Here is a 16,814-nt window from a genome sequence, read left to right as displayed (position 1 = left end):
GAGACGCCAGGGTCGAAGGGGCCGTGGCGGGAGCCGGCCGGAGGAGTGGCGTACGTGCGTATCGCGATGTCGCTGGGGTACAGCGGAGGTTTCGAGGAGACCGTCTCGGGGCTCGCCGACTACGAGAAGGCCGGGCTCCAGGTCGTCCAGGTCGCCGAGGCCTACAGCTTCGACGCGGTCAGCCAGCTGGGGTTCCTCGCCGCCCGGACCTCACGCGTCGAGATCGCCTCGGGGATCATGCAGCTCTACACGCGCACCCCGAGCCTCATCGCGATGACCGCCGCGGGCCTCGACTTCGTCTCGCGCGGGCGGTTCACCCTCGGGATCGGCGCGTCGGGGCCGCAGGTCATCGAGGGTTTCCACGGCGTCCCCTRCGATGCCCCGCTGGGCCGGACCCGCGAGACCATCGAGATCTGCCGGAAGGTCTGGCGCCGGGAGGTCCTCGAGTACCACGGCCATCACTACGACATCCCGCTCACCGCGGGGCGGGGGACCGGCCTCGGCAAGCCCTTGAAGATCATTAATCGACCGGTGCGGGACCGGATCCCGATCGTGCTGGCCGCGCTCGGTCCGAAGAACGTCGAGCTCGCCGCCGAGCTCGCCGAGGGTTGGATGCCCGCCTTCTACCTGCCGGACAGCGCGGACGAGGTGTGGGGCGAGGCGGTGCGGGCCGGTACGGCCAAGCGGGACCCGGCGCTCGGCACCCTGGACGTCTGGGCCGGGGCGTCCCTGGCCGTCGGCGACGACGTCACCGCGCTGCGCGACACCGACCGGCCGCAGCTCGCGCTGTACATGGGGGGCATGGGCGCGCGGGGCCGCAACTTCTACAACGACCTGGCTCACCGCTACGGCTACGCCGCGGAGGCGAAGCTTGTCCAGGACCTCTACCTCGCGGGTCGTAAGGAGGAAGCCGCCGCCGCGGTGCCGGCCGGCCTGCTGGAGAGGCTCTCCCTGATCGGGCCGCGCGGCTGGGTGGCCGAACGGCTCGCCGTGTTCGCGGAGTCCGGGGTCACGACGCTCGCCGTCAATCCGGTGGCGCCGACGCACCTGGAGCGGGTGCGTCTCATCGAGCAGATCCGCGAGCTCGCCGACGGCCTGTGAGGTGCCGACGGCCCGCGGCGACCCGTGCGGGGCGGCGAGCCGCGACGGCCCCGGCGGAACCGCCCTGCYCCTGATGCTGCCCTGCCCCTTGTGCCCTCCTCGACTTGTGCCCTCCTCGACTTGTGCCGTCCTCGACTTGTGCCGTCCTCGGCACATCGTGTGATCAGCTCATGCCGGACGTGGTGAGGTCGTAGACCGTCTGCCCGCCGACCGTGGTGGCGGTGAAATGCGCCGCCACCCAGGCGGCGATCTCGTTGCCAGAGGTGGAGTTCCGCCCCCCGCCCATCCCGGTCCCGCCGGCAACGAAGTAGTGGATCTTGCCTTCGCTGACCCACTGCTCGAACTGCGCCAGCGTCGGTGCCGGGTCGCTGCCGTCCCATCCGCCGATCGCGATGACCGCCTTACCGCTGCTGAGCTCCAGCTCGGCGGCGGTGGTCGCACCGCCGGTGGTGGCGGCAGCCCAGGTCGTGGTGCTCGTCCTGAGCAGCGCGACCAGAGCCGTGCTCCCCGTGCCCCTTGCCACCGGCGAGTCGCTGGAGGAAGCGGAGGAACCGCTGGACGAGCCGCTGGACGAGCTCGGTGGGGTTCCACCCGGAGCGCCGGAGGGCAGGCCGCCGCCCGCCGCGGCCCCGCCCGGCCCACCCCCGGCGCCGCCGGCCGTGGCGGCCACCGCGGGACCGGAGATCGGGATGGAGCCGCTGTGCGGGTTCGCCGCGGTGGCAAGCGCATAGGCCGAGGTGCCTGCCGAGGCGCTGATCACGGTCGCTGCCGCGAGCACGGCGGTGATCCTGGTGAGCCGGGCGGCACCGGCCACCAGCGCGACGGCCACCAGCACGCTCGCCGGGAGGATGATCCAGCRCAGCACGGGCAGCCAGGAGGCCACCCGGTCCAGCAGGACGAAGCCCCACAGCCCGGTCACCGCGATCATCGCGGCCAGGGTGGCGCGGTGCGAGATCCGCGCCCGTCCACGCCAGCACACGGTTCCACCGGACGCGACGAGCGCGGCGACGGCGGGGGCGAGGGCGACCGTGTAGTAGGGGTGGGTGATGYCGCTCATGAAGCTGAACACCAACCCGCTGACCAGCAGCCAACCGCCCCAGARCACGAGCGCAGCCCGGGYCGGGTCGGTGCGCGGCGTCCRCCGGGTGAACCACAGGCCGGCCACGAGAACGATCAGCGCGGCGGGCAGCAGCCAGGAGATCTCCGCCCCCATGCTCGCCCCGAACAGCCGGGTGATGCCGGTGGCGCCACCGAAACCGGTAGTCATACCCCCACCCCCGCCACCGCTGGCGCCACCACCGGCGGAGCCACCGAAGATGCGGCCGAGGCCGTTGTAGCCGATCGCGAGCTCCAGCAGGCTGTTGTTGGTGGAGCCGCCGATGTAGGGGCGTGACGAGGCCGGCCACAGCTCGACCAGGGCGAGGTACCAGCCGGCCGAGACGACGATCGCGGCCACGGCGCCGGCGAGGTGCGCGAGCCGTCGGCGCAGACCGGTCGGCGCGGCCGTCAGGTACACCAGGCTGAGGGCCGGGACGACCAGGAACGCCTGCGCCATCTTGGTGAGGAAGCCGAAGCCCACGCAGGTGCCGGCCAGCAGCAGCCACCGCAGGCTCGCCCGTTCGGTGGCCCGGACCGTGCAGTAGGCGGCGGCGACGAGCAGCAGCACCAGCAGCGCGTCCGGGTTGTTGAACCGGAACATCAGCACCGCGACCGGGGTCAGCGCGAAGGCGGCGCCGGCGAGCAGGCCGGCGGCGGCACCGGAGGTCCGGCGCACCGTGGCATACAGCAGCCCCACCGCGGCGACGCCCTCCAGCGCCTGCGGTGCCAGCACGGTCCAGCTCGAGAACCCGAAGGCCCGGGCGAACAGACCGGAGACCCACAGCGAGGCCGGCGGTTTATCGACCGTGATGGCGTTGCCGGAGTCCAGCGAGCCGAACAGCAGCGCCTTCCAGCTGTGCGTGGCCGCCTGGGTGGCGGCGGCGTAGAAGCCGTTGCCGTAGCCGGACGCGCTGAGGTCCCACAGGTAGAGGACCGCAGTCGCCGCCAGCAGGGCCAGCAGCGACGGCCGGATCCACGCGGGGTCGCCGGCCGGGCCGCGTACCAGGCGGCCGATCCGGCCGCGGGACCGGGAAGGCGGGGGCGGACCGGATGGGTGGCCCGCGGGATGCCGCACGGGCACGTCCGCGTCGGGTGCGTTCACGAGGGGGGAAACGATGGTCATCTCGAAGGCCGTCTCGGGACCGGGAAGTACGTCATGGGTAGACGATCGGTCCGGCGGCTTCGCGGATCCTGTGCCCTTACTGTGTGAATCCTGTGCGCTACGCGGATCCTGTGCCTTTACTGTGCGGGCCCCGTGCCCTGTGTTGTGCCTGTCCGGGTGCGGCATGCGCCGAGATGACTCTTACGTCACGGTAGAGTTGTCGGCGTGAGCGGATCGCGGTGGGCGTATCCTGACGGCCCCGCCGTCACCGACGGTCTGACCATCGGTGCCACGCGTGAGCATATCGCGGYGGCTCCAGCGGCGGATCTACCGGCGGCCGATCCGTACCCGTCCCGGTCCCGCGGCCGGATCAACGCGCTGTGGACGATCGTCGACCAGGTCGTGTCCAGTGGCACCAACGCGGCGATCAACTTCATCATCGCCCGCCGGGTCGACCCGACCGAGTTCGGTGCGTTCGCGATTGCCTACACGATCTTCGCGATCGTCGTCGGCCTGTCGCGCGCCGCTGCCACGGCGCCCCTGGGGATCAGCTATGCTRCCGCCGCCCCAGCCGCGTTCCGCACCGCCGCTCGCGCCGCGTCCGGCCTGGCCCTGGTACTCGGTGCCGTCGTGGGCGCCGGCCTGATGGCGGTCGGTGGCGTCCTCAAGGGCGTGGTCGGGACGAACCTGATCGCGATGGGTGTGGTCATGCCGGCCCTGCTGGTGCAGGATGCCTGGCGCTACACGTCGTTCGCCCAGGGACGTCCCCTCCGCGCCGTCGTCAACGATCTCGTCTGGGCTGCCGGGATGGGCGTGGGCATCGTCCTGCTGGCCATCGGCGGGCCGGATGYGGCCGGCGGCGCGCCGGTGATGGTCCTCGTCTGGGGTGCCGCCGCGGCGCTGGCCGTGCTGGTCGGCATCGGGCAGCATCGGGTCTGGCCCGCCCCGCGGCGGGCGCTCGCCTGGTTCACTGGTCACCGCGAGACGACCGGCTTCATGACCGCCGAGTTCGTGACGGTCCAGGGGGCGCAGCAGACGTCGACTCTGATCATCGCCGCGGTCGGCTCGCCGGCGCTCGTCGGTGCTCTGCGCGGTCTGCAGACCCTGCTCGCCCCCACGACGAACCTGGCCGTCGCGTTGATGAGCTTCGCGATCCCCGAGTTCGCCCGCCGCAGGGGTGCCCCGGCCCGTCGGATCATCCGCGCCGCCTACGTCGTGTCCGCGCTGGTGGTCGCCTCCAGCGTGCTGTGGACCCTCATCTTCCTGATCCTCCCCGACGATTTCGGGACGGCCCTGCTGGGCGATACCTGGAGCCAGACCCATGAACTCCTTCTCCTCGCGATGATCGCGCAGGCCGGGCCGGCGCTGGCGGTGGGACCGGCCGCCGTGCTCTACGCCTTCGGCCGGACCAGACTCACCTTCTGGATCAATCTTTTCTTCACGCCCTTCCTGCTCGCCGGCCCGGTCACGGGCCTTCTCCTCGGCGGAGCCAAAGGGGTGATCATCGGTAACATCATTGTGTTCTGGGCGACGATCCCGCCCTGGATTTACCAGCTCCACAAGCAGGCCCATGCCGTCGACCGTGGGTKACCTCCCCGCCCGCGCGGATTCCCGAGCCCGGGCGTGGTACCCGGCGGCGGACGAAGGTGGGGGCCCGGCCGGGGTCATTTCCCTGATCTTGGATCTGGCAGGCATGATGAGCGGGATCTGAACGGCCGGACCGCACCGGGCCGGGCGTGTGAGGCCCTGACCTTCCCCGGGAAGGTACATCGCGGGATCGAGGGGGAGTGGCGACCTATCTGCTCGGCCTTGGTTCCGCGGTGTGTTTCGCGGTGGCCGCGGTGATCCAGCAGCGGGTTGCCTTCCGGGCGCCGCCCGATGACGTCCTGCGGCTGCGGCTGCTGCTGTGGTTGGTGCGGCGACCGTGGTGGGATGTCGGGGTCGCCGTCGCGGTGATCGGCAGTGTGCTGGCCGCGGCGGCGCTGAGCCGGGGCGCGGTGGCCCTCGTCKAATCCCTGCAGATCTGCCAGCTACTGTTCGCCCTGCCGCTCGCCGCCCTGCTGGCGCAGCGGGCGGTGCCGCGCCGCGACTGGGCGGCGGCCGCGGCGACGGCCAGTGGCCTCGTGCTCTTCCTGATCGCCGGAGATCCGCATCCGGGCGATCCGGGGGCCGTCTCGACGTTCGGCTGGGTCCTCGCCGGCGCGGTGGTCGGCGGGCTGGTGTGCGGTGCGGTGTGGGGGACGCGGCGGCTCGCCGCCGCCCGGCGGGCCCCGATGCTGGCCACGGCCGTGGGCCTGCTGTCCGCGACGCAGGCCGCCCTGACCAGCAGCATCGGTCACCTGCTGACCACCCGCGGGATCGATGCGGTCCTGGTGTCCTGGCAGCCCTGGTCGGTCGTGGCCACGGCGATCGTCGGTGCGTTGCTGCTGCAGAGCGCCTACGAGATGGCCCCGCTGCCGGCGTCGCTGCCCGCCGCGGTGAGCAGCGAGCCGCTGGCCGGGGTGGTGATCGGGGTGGCCCTGCTGGGCGGCGACCTGCGGCTGGCGCCCCTCGCGTTGGTCGGTGAGGTGCTCGGCCTGGCCGTGATGGTCACGGGTGTCCGTACGCTGGCGACGTCTCCGCTGATCACCGGGCAGATGTCGCGGCTGGTGGCGAGGCAGGCCCAGGGGCGGCTGTCCCGGCTGGAGGAACAGGTGCACCATGACCTGGAACGGCTGCGCGCCGACCTGCGCCGCAGCCGGCGGGCCGGCGTCCCGGGGCCGGCGTTGCGACGCGCGCGTCGCCGGCTGCGCCGGGACCTCGACCGCATCGGCGCGGAGCTGGCGAGCCTCGTGGACGAACGGCACCGGTTCGACGATCGGATGCGGCCGGTCGCCGGGCAGGTGGGCTCGAACGGGTCCCGATCGGGGGAGCGGGGCCTGCTGGGGGACGACGCCGTGCCGGAAAGGGAACTGCTCGCCGCGCGACGTGCTCTCGACACCCGGGCGGACGAGCTTCGCCGGCGGGCGGATCGACTGCGCGGTGAGGCCGGTGCCGTCCTGGCTCAGAGGAATCATGCGCGATAGTCAGTCGACCGGGACCTGCCCGCGGGCGTGGCCGGGAGCCGAGTATCACCAGCCTCGGCGAGTGAGTGCCAGCGGCGCGCGAGGGCGCGGCCGACCACGAAGATCAGCAGCTCGGTGAGCAGGTGCCAGATGAAGTGCGTGCCGATCGGGAAGGACCCGCAGGCCTCCTCGTCGATCGTGCGGGCGAGCAGGCCTGCCGCGAACACCCCGGCGGCCGTCGCGAAGTCCCGCCAGTACCTGGACCGGTCCTCATGGTGTGACCCGTACAGTGCCACGGTCAGCCCGATCATGAGCAGCAACACCGGCACGTACGGTGCGGAACGGTTGGGGATCTGGCTGCCGAGGAGGGCGATGAACGCGGCGGTCACACAGGCGAACCCGGCCACGCCGGCCAGGCACCACGTCCAAGGCAGCCGGTAGAACCAACGCAGGAAACTTCCGACATAGATGAACACGAACAGGCCGATGGGCGCGATGTCCAGAACCTGGGCCCACCTGGTCGCCAGCGTGTGGAACGCGAAGCTGCCGACCCCGATCAGCACCGCGAGCGGCGGCATGAACGCGACGCTGGCCGGCACGCCGCTATGGCGCCGCAGGAGGCGCCATAGCGCGAACGCCGCGGTGAGATACGCGAGGTTGCTCACCGCGTCGAACTGCCGGACCGCGTTGTACGCCCCGGCCCCGGCGCCTGCCTGGTGCGGCGGCAGGTTGTGGGCGGCGCGGCCGCGGCGAGCGTTGGCCAGATGGCGGCGTTGGCTGTCCCGACCAGCCCGGCGCCCACCAGAAACACGGCGACCGGCGAAGTCAAGCCCTGCTGGCCTACCAAGGGCTGACCTGCGACGCTGTGTCGCTGGGCGGCATGCCAGCGATCAATGGCCCTATCCGCCCAGTCCATTGTGACTACAYGCCCTGGCGTGCAAGGCTGCACAGCGATCTTGTGCGACAACCAGGGTTGTCGTTGCAGTGGCGACAACTATGGTTGTCGCATGGCGGACGATGCGCTCATGGCCACGCTCGGCGAGTTGGCGGACGCGAGCGAACGCGCACGGTCGATCGAAGCGGAGATTCGGACACTCGCGGCGCGGGCGGCGGCCGAGGGCGCGAGCTACGGGGACATCGGCCGCGCTCTGGGGATCACGCGGCAAGGRGCGCGCAAGCGGTTCCCGCGCCTGGTCGCCACCCCACCTGTAGCGACAACCTCCGTTGTCGCTACAGCGGCGCCGGCTGGAAGCCGACCCCCGGAGGATCTCATCGGCGGACCGCCAGCCTCGACGCCAGAGGCGACAACCGTCGTTGTCGCGCCCGGGGCGGCGGCAGACTCCGTGGCTCCGGCGAAACGACCGACCGGCAAGCCAGAACGGACACCGGCCCCGTCCGCGCCTCGCACAGGTTCGACAACCACAGTTGTCGAGCGTGCGGGCGCATCCACGGCGGACCGAACCGGYGGCCCGGAGGATGCCGCCGGGCGGCCCGCCACCTCCCGGCGGCAGAAGGCGGYGGACCAGCCGCGTGCGCGGGCAGGCTCGCTGCCGTCCGCGATGGATGCTGCGGTGGCCGCTGTCGCGGCCATGACCGAGGACACCGGATACACCCTGGTACGGATCGAGACCGGCTACCGCGTCCTCGTCGATGGCGTGGAGTCCGGCACCCTGCGCCCCGACTACACGGGCACCACGAGGAACCGGCCGCGCGGATGGCTCCCGAAGGCTCCCGGTCTCGTCTCCGTCTTCCCGCCAGGACGCAGCTACCGGACTCGCGACGAAGCCGTCACGCACCTCCTTGCCGACCTGCGCCACCAGGGGGAGCAGCGGCGAGGCAGGCAGAGGAAGCCGCGGCTATGACCGAAGGTGGGAGTGGTCGGGCAGATGCCGACCGCTCCCACCTCGGGAAGGCGGACGACGGACCGCCTTTGCGGCGCTGAGGTCCGGTCTCGGTCCGCGTGGGAAGTCGGTAGTCGGACTTCGGCTCACCGCGCGGCCAAGGTCCGACTACAGCCCGAGTCCTTGCCGGAGCGCGTCCACGGCGAGGCGTCGGTGGGAGATGGCGTTCTTCTGGTCGCTGGTCATCTCGGCGAAGGTCAGGTTGCCACCGTCCGGCGCGAAAATCGAGTYKTAGCCAAAGCCTCCCTGCCCCCGCCGTTCGGTGGTCAGCACGCCTTGTAGCGTGCCGGTGAAGACGCGGACGCCGTCAGCGTCGGCGTAGCCGAGCGCCGTGGTCACCGTGGCCGTGCGGTCAGTGACCGACGCGGCCATATCGAGCAGACCTTGAGCGCCCACCGAGTCGAGGAACCAGGCGACCAGTGCGCCCGGCAGCCCGTTCCAGGCGCTCAGGGTTAGGCCGGTGTCATCGACTAGCACCGGGCTGTGCAGCTTTGAATAGGCGTCCTCGGCCTTTCGTCGCACCACTTTTTCGACGTCGAGGGACTGAATCTCGATCAGGTCTTCCTTGACGGCCTTGACCTCGATTCCGAGAAGCGCGGCGTACTCCCGGGCCTTCCCTTCGTTGCCGGTGATCAGAGAGACATGGTCGATCATCTTTTCTACCTTCCGCGGGGTCCTGGTTAGTCGTCGATCCGGAGCCAGTGCCGGGAGTAGTCGGTGAGCCGGATGGCGTGTGCGTGATTTGCCGGTAGAAGGCTACCACGTACCGTTACAGCGTCTCCGTCCTGCACCGGCGTGCTGAACTTCCACCACAGCACGTATATTTCGACGATTCCACTGCCGGTTACAAGGTCGAATCGGCGGGGGAAGAGGTTGCTTCTGCTCGCGTTCGTGACGCGGCCAGAGACGGTCACGTGGTCGGCCCGTGGCGTGGGGGCTATCAGCGCGGCGGGCGTCGTTTGTGACCGGTCTCGCACGCGGATTGTGGTGACGACGTCGTTGGAGAGTTGCAGTCCGGTCCACCGTCGCGCGATGATCGACCGGATGGAGTTGTTGTCGTTGCGAAATACCCGTCGGTAGCGCTCGTACTGCTGGATTTGGCGTTCGGTTGTGACGGTGGTGAAACCCAGCCGATCTCGAATACCGGGCAGCTCCTTTCGGAGGACTTCGACGTTGGCCAAGTCTTGGATCACGAAGTCGACGTCTTTACGCACTGTTCCTCTGGGGGTGAGGTGAAGACCGAACATCGATGACCCGAAGATGCCCACCGATTYGGGTCCGACGAGCTTGACCAGTTCCGTGTAGAGGTCGAACCAGACGGTTGAACGGAACGTCTCGACCATTGCGATTGCGGACCGAATCGGGTCGTGATGTTCGGCTACTTCTTGCACCGGGACGAGCGTGTAGGTATCGAGTACGTCCGCTGGCAGTCGTTCGTCTTCGATGAAGTTCTTCCGGTACCGGGCGTTGCRGTAGAATCTGTCGCCTTCTGGATGCGGCGAGTAGACGTTGTATCCGAGAAAATGAGTCCGGCTGTCGAGGTTGCCGAGGACTCGGTAGATCTTGCCGTCCTCGGTTACGACGTGGTCTAGGTCGAGGAGGGCACGTCGGTCGGATTCCACGACCGCCTCCATTCGTCGGCTGTGCTGACTTCGATGTCCTTCCCGCGGGCGTCGGCGATGAGGTAGTCCTGGATCGTGAGCATGAAGGGGATGTTGTCCTGCCATTCTTTGAGCGGGTTGCCGTCCGCTCGGTCTCGGCCCTTCTGGGCTACGCGCTTCCTGAGTTCTTCGGCGGTCCGGACGATCAGTAGCGTTGCGCGTATGTGCGCGGTTCGGTTCTCGTCTCGCAGCGCGGCAATGATCGGGCTGTGAAAGTGCGCTCCCTCGACTACTGCGTCGAATCCGTCGAGGACCAGCTTTCTGACCACTTGCCCGATGRCCGGTGCGATGGCTGYGGCATGATCGGCGAATCCGGTCACGATGTTGTGTTGGGTCGGCGATCCATAGAGTTCCCAGGCGGTGTGCGTCACCTTGGCGAGCACCGGAACGCGTTCGAGGTCCACGTAGGCTCTCTGGACCTCTCTGAGGTAGTCAGTCTGAACGACGGTTCTGATAGCCCGGTGATGCGCGAATGCTACCGCTCCGGTCGACTTCCCAACGCACGGAATACCGTAGACGATGTGGATGGTAGTCTCAGGCGTCGCCATAGCGGTACTTCCTTCCGCAGGCGATGACCTGATCGTATTCATCGCCRGTCAGCCCAGCGAGGCTGAACTCGCTTTCGAGACTCGTGCGGAACAGAACGGGGTCGTCGGTGTTGATGGACACTGGTATGCCGAGTTGGAGTGCAACCCTCGCCGGGCTCGTTCGGTTCCAATCGGCGACTCCCAGCAATGTGTTGCTGGTTGGGCACATGTCGAGACAGATGCCGTTGGCTCGCACGAAGTCCACAAGCGCCTCGTCGTCGAGAAGCAGAACGCCGTGGCCGATCCGGTCGGGTGTGATGCGGGCTAGGACGTAGTGGGAGATCGCGTTGTTGAACAACTCTCCCAGGTGGATGTTTACCTTCATTCCGCCGGTTTGCAGATTCCGCAGAGTCCGAAGATAGCGGTTGAACTTCGGGAGATCGTAGGGCAGAAAATTGAGGTCTACGCCGGCGATGCGGGTCGTCAGGTCATCCTGCTCGGATAGGACGTCAAACAGCGCATCTAGCTGGTCCTGGGTTTTGGTCATGTTCACGCCAGCGAGGAACGTTATGGRAAGAGCGGTACGGTAGGAAAGCTCCTCGCGGAAGATGTCGATGCCGTCACCGGCGCTGTGCATCCATCGCCAGCGGCCTGTGGACGGACCGATGCGGAGGTCAATGTGTTCGATCCGCGACGCCTGCATCTCGTCCAGAAGGCGGCGGACGACTCGGCGGAACGTTRCCTCGGTGAAGATGTCCGCGTCGTCGGTCAGGCTCATGACCGTCTGCCAGAGCAGGGTTAGCCGTTCCGCAGGCGTTGACTGTAGGTAGGCGTCTGTCTCGTATACGCCTCGTAGGTAACCTACCCTCTCGGGTTTCGCGATTTCGAGCGCCCGTAAGGCTGATTCGAAGTGGCAGTGTAGAAGGCTGTGCATGGCTGGTCCCCGTGACCTGATCGAAGTGTCTGCTGTGCGGCCGGCGTCGTGGCGTCAGCGCGGCTGCGGTCTGCTCGGCAGYGTGATCCGTCGAACTTCCTGCGGATGGGTCTGGATCAGGCGCTCGGCTTCCGCCTGGTCGTCGGCCATGACGCAGGTCGCTACGGCATGGATGACGGGCGCGAATGCCTCGATCCCGGAGCGGGCCGCGGACTCTGTAGGGTTAGGTATCAGATGGCTGTTATCGAGGACGGCGTCATAGCGGTGCCTGTCGGTGAACAGGTCGAAACCGTGTCGTCGCTGAAATAGCTGACGGTTGAAACTGTCCTTCTCGTCGAGGAGGGATCTGCACCGATCGGGGCTCGTTCTTCGATCACCCTGAGAGACAAGACATTTTCTGACTCGCGATTCGAGGTCGGATTCGATCCAGATACGCAGGAGYGGGCTGTCACCGATCCACGCGAGTGCCCACGTGTCGAAGACGGTTCTCTGTCGGGTCCGGTTCAGCGAGACGAGCCGTTCCTCCAACTCGGCGTCTACTGATCCGTTGCTGCGGGCCGCGTTGGTCTCACCGAGTCGAGTGAGCCAGACGGACTCGCCGGTCTGCTCTATTCCGAGAATCTCCAACAGGATCTCGGTCGCGGAGACGTACTGGTAGCCAAGTTCGTCCGCCAGCCGCTTTGCGTGGGTCGTCTTTCCGGCCGCCGTGAGCCCGGCGAACGCAATGTTGGAGGTGTGAGATGTGGTCACAGCTGTTGCCCGGTGTCCCGTTCGGCCCGCCATGCGGCGACGCCGGGCGGTTCGTGAGCTGTGTTGCTGGCGACGACCAGCTTCGCGCCGAGAAGCTGGATTTCCATTGCTATCGCTTTTCTAATCAGCGGCCAGGGCGAGATGTGGTCGGCGCTAGGCACGATGACGCTACAGCGGTCATCGTGGCGGAGGCAGTCGAGCAGCGTGGTCAGCGCAGGTCGAATGAGTCGGCCCGGTGGCATGTTGCGGTCAACGTAGATCTCGGCGAGGACATAGCTCTCGGCGTCGGCGTAGTCCTTGACCTGCCTGTTGAGGCGGGAGACTTCGTCGTCATCCTCTGCGGTGAGACTGAAGTATCCATAGRCCAACGGTCGTTCCATCTGGACTCCCGGCTTTCTGTAATGAGTTCCTGAGTTTGGGGCAGTTACTCGCCAGTCGTCCAGTCGTCGAGCGCGCGGAGGCGGTCCACGACGCGCCGGAGTGTCGCCATGTCGGTCACGAAGTCGGCTGAGAAGTCCGATAGGCGCGTGCGTAGCCCCGTAAGCAGCTCGCGTCTTGGCAAGTCTGTCTGTTTTGGGCCTGAGAGGTTATCCACGGCGACGGGCTCGGGGAGGGGGATCTCCGCCCAAACGACCTTCCCTAATTTTGTGAGGTAGTACGACCAGCGTTGCGCGAGTTCGTCGACGAGCAATAGTCCCAAGCCGCCTTCCGAGTCGAGATCGGTGGGTCTTGYCTCCGGTAGCGCAGGGCTTCCGTCCCAGACTTCGACGGTGAGTAGGCGGCCGATGAAGGACGTCCGGACGGCGATCATYGGTTGTCTCGCAGTTTCAGACGCTTTCACGGCGTTGGTGGCGAGTTCGCTCACGATCAGCTCGGCCGTATAGGCGCAGTCTTCGGCTCCTCGTTGCTGGACCAGTTCGACGACATGCCGCCKTATGTCGCCCACCGATGCGGCGGTCGCGGGAGCCCGGTACACCTCGACGTAGACCGCTGGCCGGAGACGCTGGGTGCCTGTCATCGGATACCGCCTATAGGTCGGCGCAATGGCCTGAGTCGTGATCCGGGACGCCGGGGCGAGCACGGCAGCACCCGCCGCCTTCCTGCGGGTTGTGATGGTCGGGGGCGGTACTGATCCGTCCGGCGATTCTGGTCACGTGACTGGTGAGCCAGCGCAACTCGTGGGCGATGGCRTCTGCCCGCTCGGTGAGAGCTGCCCACGCGATGTGATCGGGCTCAGGGCCACCTGCGCCCGCGACGGGGCTTGTCCTGAGCCGCTGGAGATAGAGCAGCACGTTCGTCGTGGTGAGGTCTTCTGGTTGTGGCGGGAGGGTGGAGAGCCCGAAATAGGGAGAGCGCGGCGGCCGTGCGGGCGGGAACGGCCGCTCGGGGATACCCGGCGTATCGGCGTCCGACGTCGGGTCTTGTGGCCTATGACCGGCCGCCTTCATCGTGTCGAGGAGAAGCCTGTCCTCCGGTCGGAGGTGTTCGYGGTCGGCGATGTCCAAGAGGCTGTGTACGTCGGTCCCGTATACGGAGGCGAGAAGCGCGAGCATCTGCGGGGTCGGCCTGCGGCGAGTGGAATTTGGCCAGTTCTCCAATTCGCTCAGGCGAGGCAYGGTCATGGTCGCCTTGCCCTGTGGGTCGATGTCCAGATCCGCGGCACGGGCGTTGATACGGTCAGCGGCCAGTTGCAGCGTCCAGCCGTGAGCGTGGCGAAAAGCGGGCCGGGGGCGCAGCCGATAGCGACGCGAGAACTCGGCGGCGATCTCTTCATGCGTCATCCCAACGGCGCGCATACGATCACGTAGACGTTCCAACTCGACTCGTAGGCTAATTCCGGCCATGATGATGCCGACGCCCTTTCCCGCTCGTTCCGCCGCGTGTTCTTCGGCCACCGTGTGGCCTTCTTTCAGTTCAGCGCGTCCACGGCTCATGCCGGCAGGTCAGGGAGCAGGGATGTCAAGGGGATGATAGGGGGGATTGATCGTCTACGGCCCGTGACGGACCACTTACGGYCGCATGGCGGGCGTGCCATGATGGGCCGTTAGCGCCCCGGAAGGAACGAGACGATGGCGGAACCGAACCACCTGTTCCGGGCGGCCCGCGTCCGTGTGGAGTCGCCCGAGGCACCAGGCGAGCCCCTGGCCCGACGCGAGCTAGCCGAGATGGTCAACGCCTGGATCTACGAGCAGACCGGGCGTGAGACGGCGATCGACGGGAACTACATCGGCAAGCTGGAACGCGGCTTGATCCGCTGGCCTGACGCGCTGTACCGGCAGGCGTTTCACGCCGTCCTGGCCACCAAGCAAGATCGGGAGCTGGGCTTCCGTCGACCACGTCGCACAGAGCGGAACACTGAGGACGTGAACCGAAGCGAGTTCTTGCGCGCCATGGCAGGCGTAGGCGCCGCCGTCGTGACCGGCTCCTTCACCGAGCTGGCCACKAGTCCCCCTCCCGACGTGCCCGCCGTCGTGGGGCGCGAAGAGATTGATCAACTGCGAATGGCGGCGCGTCTGTTCGGAACGGTTGACCACACGTACGGCGGCGGGCTCGTACGCGAGGCGGTCGCCGGCCAGCTCCGCTACGCCGTGAATCTCCTGAACGCACGCTGCCCGGAACGTCTGCGCGACGAACTGTTTACCTCGGTCGGCTTCCTCGCGCATACCGCAGCGTTCATGGCGTTCGACGCCTACGTCCACGAGGATGCTCGAAGAATGTTCTCTCTCGCGCTCGCGTGTGCCGAGGAGGCGGGTGACTGGCACCTGAGAGCAAAAGCGCTTTCGTCGATGGCCAGGCAGGCTATCTGGCGAGGCGACCCTGATATGGGCCTCACGCTGGTAGACGTCGCTTTCATTCGTGCCGAACGCCTTACGCCCACCGAACGCGCCATGCTCCTTGCCGCCAAGGCACGTGCGCTCGCAAAGCTGGGTCGGGAGCAGGAGACGCTACGGATCATCGGCCAGGCCGACGACGAGTTTAGCCAGTCCGAGCCGGAAAACGATCCGGTCTGGATGGCCTACTACGACCTCGCTCAACACGTCGGAGACACCGGTCACGCCGTTTTCGATCTGGCGGTCAGAAACGCCAGGCACGCGCCGGAGGCTGCGCGGCGTCTGGACGGTGYGGTCACTGGACACAGCGCCACGTTCGCCCGGTCCATAGCCATCAGCCAGACAAAACTCGCGTCGCTCATGATGAAGACCGGCGACCCGCAAGAAGCGGCCATCGTCGGCTCCGCGGCACTCCGCGCCGCAGGACAAGTACATTCTCGACGGGCGGCAGATGACATACGCGAGCTAGGAACATTCGCGAAACGACACGAACGGATCGWTGAAGTCGCGGAACTCAGGCATAACATTCAGACGGTCACCAGCTCCGCATGAGCGGCCAGCATCGCGACAAGCCGAGCGGGGACAGTACAGAACTACTGCGGACAGCCTGCGTCCACGCGGGTGTTCCGTACGGCTCGGCCGAACTCCTCCGGGAGGGCGAGAACAMCATCTTCCGTCTCCCGGGCGGCATTATCGCCCGCATAAGCCGCGCAGGCCAGGAGAAAGTCGCAGCCAAAGAGGTGACGGTCTCCCGCTGGCTTGAAGAGAACGGTTTCCCTGCCGTTCGCGCGCTGGCGCTGCCAGGCGCCGCCCATCAGCCAGTTGTCATCAGCGGGCACGCCGTGACGTTCTGGCAGGAACTACCCCCGCACCGACACGGGACACCACGGGAGGTGGCAGCAGCATTGCGGGCACTTCACGCCATTCCACCACCGACTGGATTTACGCTCGATCCCCTGTCACCCATGACACGGCTACGCGAGCGCATCGAGGGGGCACGCACGCTAACCGCCGCTGACCGTCACTGGCTKCGAAACCGAGTCGAGACTCTAACAAGTCGGTACAACAGCCTGCCRCCAGGGCTGCCGCTCAGCGCCGTTCACGGCGACGCGTGGGGAGGGAACCTCGTGGTCACCCCTGACGGCCAAACCGTACTCCTCGACCTCGAACGCTTCTCTATCGGCCCACCTGAATGGGACCTCGTATCGACCGCCATCAAACACAGCTCCTTCGCCTGGATCACAGCCGGAGAGTACGCTGAGTTCGTCGAGGTTTACGGCCACGACGTCACGAACTGGAGCGGCTTCGAAACCCTCCGGGACATTCGCGAGCTACGCATGGCCTKTTACGTAGCTCAGCAGGCTTCAAAAGACGATGGATGRCAATCCGAGGCACGGAAACGCGTGGATTCCATACGGGGACTCCTCGGTCCGCGACCGTGGCCATGGCAACCTGCGCTCTGAACATCATCGCGGCACGCCCCCCGCCCGTCGTGTAGCCGTACCGGTCGCCGTTCCGATCTCCCGTTTGAGCCGCTATCCCGCTGGGGCGTGCTGGCGCAGGTCGCGCTGCCGCTGGGGTCACCCGAGGACATCCCGACTCGTACCCCCACGGTCTACGTGTTCAGTCGAGGCGCCTCGGTGGGTGTCCGGTGGGTCCGGGCGTCGGTTCTGGACGGCCGTGGCCCCGGCCGCTGGGCATCAGCGCGTCCGCAGGCGGCCGCAGGTCCGCTACATCCTGCTTGGCCAGAATTGTCCGGCTTCCCGTTGGTCCGCCCACCGGACCCCCCATCGGCCCGCCCGCCGGACCCCCCGTAAAGACGGGTGGGTCTGCGATGCCGCACTGGCGCAGGTCATAGCACCTTT

Annotated in this window: 16 protein-coding genes; 6 read left to right on the top strand and 10 right to left on the bottom strand. The window is 67.6% G+C overall.

Annotation, left to right across the window (positions count from 1 at the left end):
* Positions 1–54 precede the first annotated feature (54 nt).
* A complete protein-coding gene (locus CcI156_RS09700; protein WP_076805393.1) occupies positions 55–1,101 on the top strand; it encodes an LLM class F420-dependent oxidoreductase in 1,047 nt (348 codons plus the stop codon).
* A 163-nt stretch (positions 1,102–1,264) separates the two neighbouring features.
* Here the strand turns inward: CcI156_RS09700 and CcI156_RS09695 are convergent, their stop codons facing one another.
* On the bottom strand, positions 1,265–3,322 hold the full coding sequence (locus CcI156_RS09695; protein ID WP_076805358.1) for a glycosyltransferase family 39 protein: 2,058 nt from the start codon (positions 3,320–3,322) through the stop codon (positions 1,265–1,267).
* Positions 3,323–3,526: 204 nt separating this feature from the next.
* Between CcI156_RS09695 and CcI156_RS09690 the strand changes: the two genes are divergently transcribed.
* Positions 3,527–5,146, top strand: a complete 1,620-nt coding sequence (locus CcI156_RS09690) for a hypothetical protein (protein ID WP_254847351.1) — start codon at positions 3,527–3,529, stop codon at positions 5,144–5,146.
* Entirely contained in the window at positions 5,089–6,366 is a 1,278-nt protein-coding gene (locus CcI156_RS09685; RefSeq protein ID WP_076805357.1) for a DMT family transporter, read from the top strand. Before CcI156_RS09690 ends, CcI156_RS09685 begins: the two co-directional genes overlap by 58 nt.
* On the opposite strand, the gene CcI156_RS09680 is transcribed toward CcI156_RS09685, so the two are convergent.
* Entirely contained in the window at positions 6,354–7,010 is a 657-nt protein-coding gene (locus tag CcI156_RS09680; protein ID WP_023840293.1) for a ceramidase domain-containing protein, read from the bottom strand. The two genes, CcI156_RS09685 and CcI156_RS09680, sit on opposite strands and share 13 nt — an antisense overlap.
* A gap of 906 nt (positions 7,011–7,916) precedes the next feature.
* On the opposite strand from CcI156_RS09680, the gene CcI156_RS24740 reads away from it, so the two are divergent.
* Positions 7,917–8,207, top strand: coding sequence for a hypothetical protein (locus CcI156_RS24740; protein ID WP_085003624.1), 291 nt, complete (start codon positions 7,917–7,919; stop codon positions 8,205–8,207).
* A gap of 147 nt (positions 8,208–8,354) precedes the next feature.
* On the opposite strand, the gene CcI156_RS09670 is transcribed toward CcI156_RS24740, so the two are convergent.
* From CcI156_RS09670 to CcI156_RS24735, 8 genes are read right to left on the bottom strand one after another with little or no spacing between them, the layout of a single operon-like run.
* The gene (locus CcI156_RS09670; protein WP_076805355.1) at positions 8,355–8,900 is read right to left on the bottom strand and encodes a non-canonical purine NTP pyrophosphatase; all 546 of its coding nucleotides are present in this window, start codon (positions 8,898–8,900) and stop codon (positions 8,355–8,357) included.
* A 26-nt stretch (positions 8,901–8,926) separates the two neighbouring features.
* Positions 8,927–9,880 (bottom strand): hypothetical protein, encoded by a 954-nt coding sequence (locus CcI156_RS09665; protein ID WP_076805354.1) that lies wholly within the window; start codon positions 9,878–9,880, stop codon positions 8,927–8,929.
* The gene (locus CcI156_RS09660) at positions 9,835–10,455 is read right to left on the bottom strand and encodes a mevalonate-3-phosphate 5-kinase (protein ID WP_076805353.1); all 621 of its coding nucleotides are present in this window, start codon (positions 10,453–10,455) and stop codon (positions 9,835–9,837) included. Before CcI156_RS09660 ends, CcI156_RS09665 begins: the two co-directional genes overlap by 46 nt.
* Positions 10,442–11,368, bottom strand: coding sequence for a hypothetical protein (locus CcI156_RS09655; RefSeq protein ID WP_083718405.1), 927 nt, complete (start codon positions 11,366–11,368; stop codon positions 10,442–10,444). Before CcI156_RS09655 ends, CcI156_RS09660 begins: the two co-directional genes overlap by 14 nt.
* Before the next feature lie 54 nt (positions 11,369–11,422).
* On the bottom strand, positions 11,423–12,118 hold the full coding sequence (locus tag CcI156_RS09650) for a cytidylate kinase-like family protein (RefSeq protein ID WP_023840296.1): 696 nt from the start codon (positions 12,116–12,118) through the stop codon (positions 11,423–11,425).
* Positions 12,115–12,486, bottom strand: coding sequence for a recombinase family protein (locus CcI156_RS09645; RefSeq protein ID WP_217697687.1), 372 nt, complete (start codon positions 12,484–12,486; stop codon positions 12,115–12,117). The genes CcI156_RS09650 and CcI156_RS09645 overlap by 4 nt, the downstream gene beginning before the upstream one ends.
* Positions 12,487–12,542: 56 nt before the next feature.
* Positions 12,543–13,136: an ATP-binding protein gene (locus CcI156_RS09640; protein WP_076805392.1), complete on the bottom strand. Its 594-nt coding sequence runs from the start codon at positions 13,134–13,136 to the stop codon at positions 12,543–12,545.
* A gap of 10 nt (positions 13,137–13,146) precedes the next feature.
* Positions 13,147–14,052, bottom strand: a complete 906-nt coding sequence (locus CcI156_RS24735) for a hypothetical protein (RefSeq protein WP_217697686.1) — start codon at positions 14,050–14,052, stop codon at positions 13,147–13,149.
* A gap of 231 nt (positions 14,053–14,283) precedes the next feature.
* Between CcI156_RS24735 and CcI156_RS09630 the strand changes: the two genes are divergently transcribed.
* Positions 14,284–15,501: an XRE family transcriptional regulator gene (locus CcI156_RS09630; RefSeq protein ID WP_254847350.1), complete on the top strand. Its 1,218-nt coding sequence runs from the start codon at positions 14,284–14,286 to the stop codon at positions 15,499–15,501.
* Entirely contained in the window at positions 15,498–16,412 is a 915-nt protein-coding gene (locus CcI156_RS09625) for an aminoglycoside phosphotransferase family protein (protein ID WP_076805348.1), read from the top strand. Before CcI156_RS09630 ends, CcI156_RS09625 begins: the two co-directional genes overlap by 4 nt.
* The last annotated feature ends 402 nt before the right edge of the window (positions 16,413–16,814 follow it).

Source organism: Frankia sp. CcI156 (genome assembly GCF_001983015.1).
Taxonomy (GTDB): domain Bacteria; phylum Actinomycetota; class Actinomycetes; order Frankiales; family Frankiaceae; genus Frankia; species Frankia casuarinae.
Note: the sequence above shows the minus strand (reverse complement) of the source record. Positions and strands in the feature narration are given on the sequence as shown.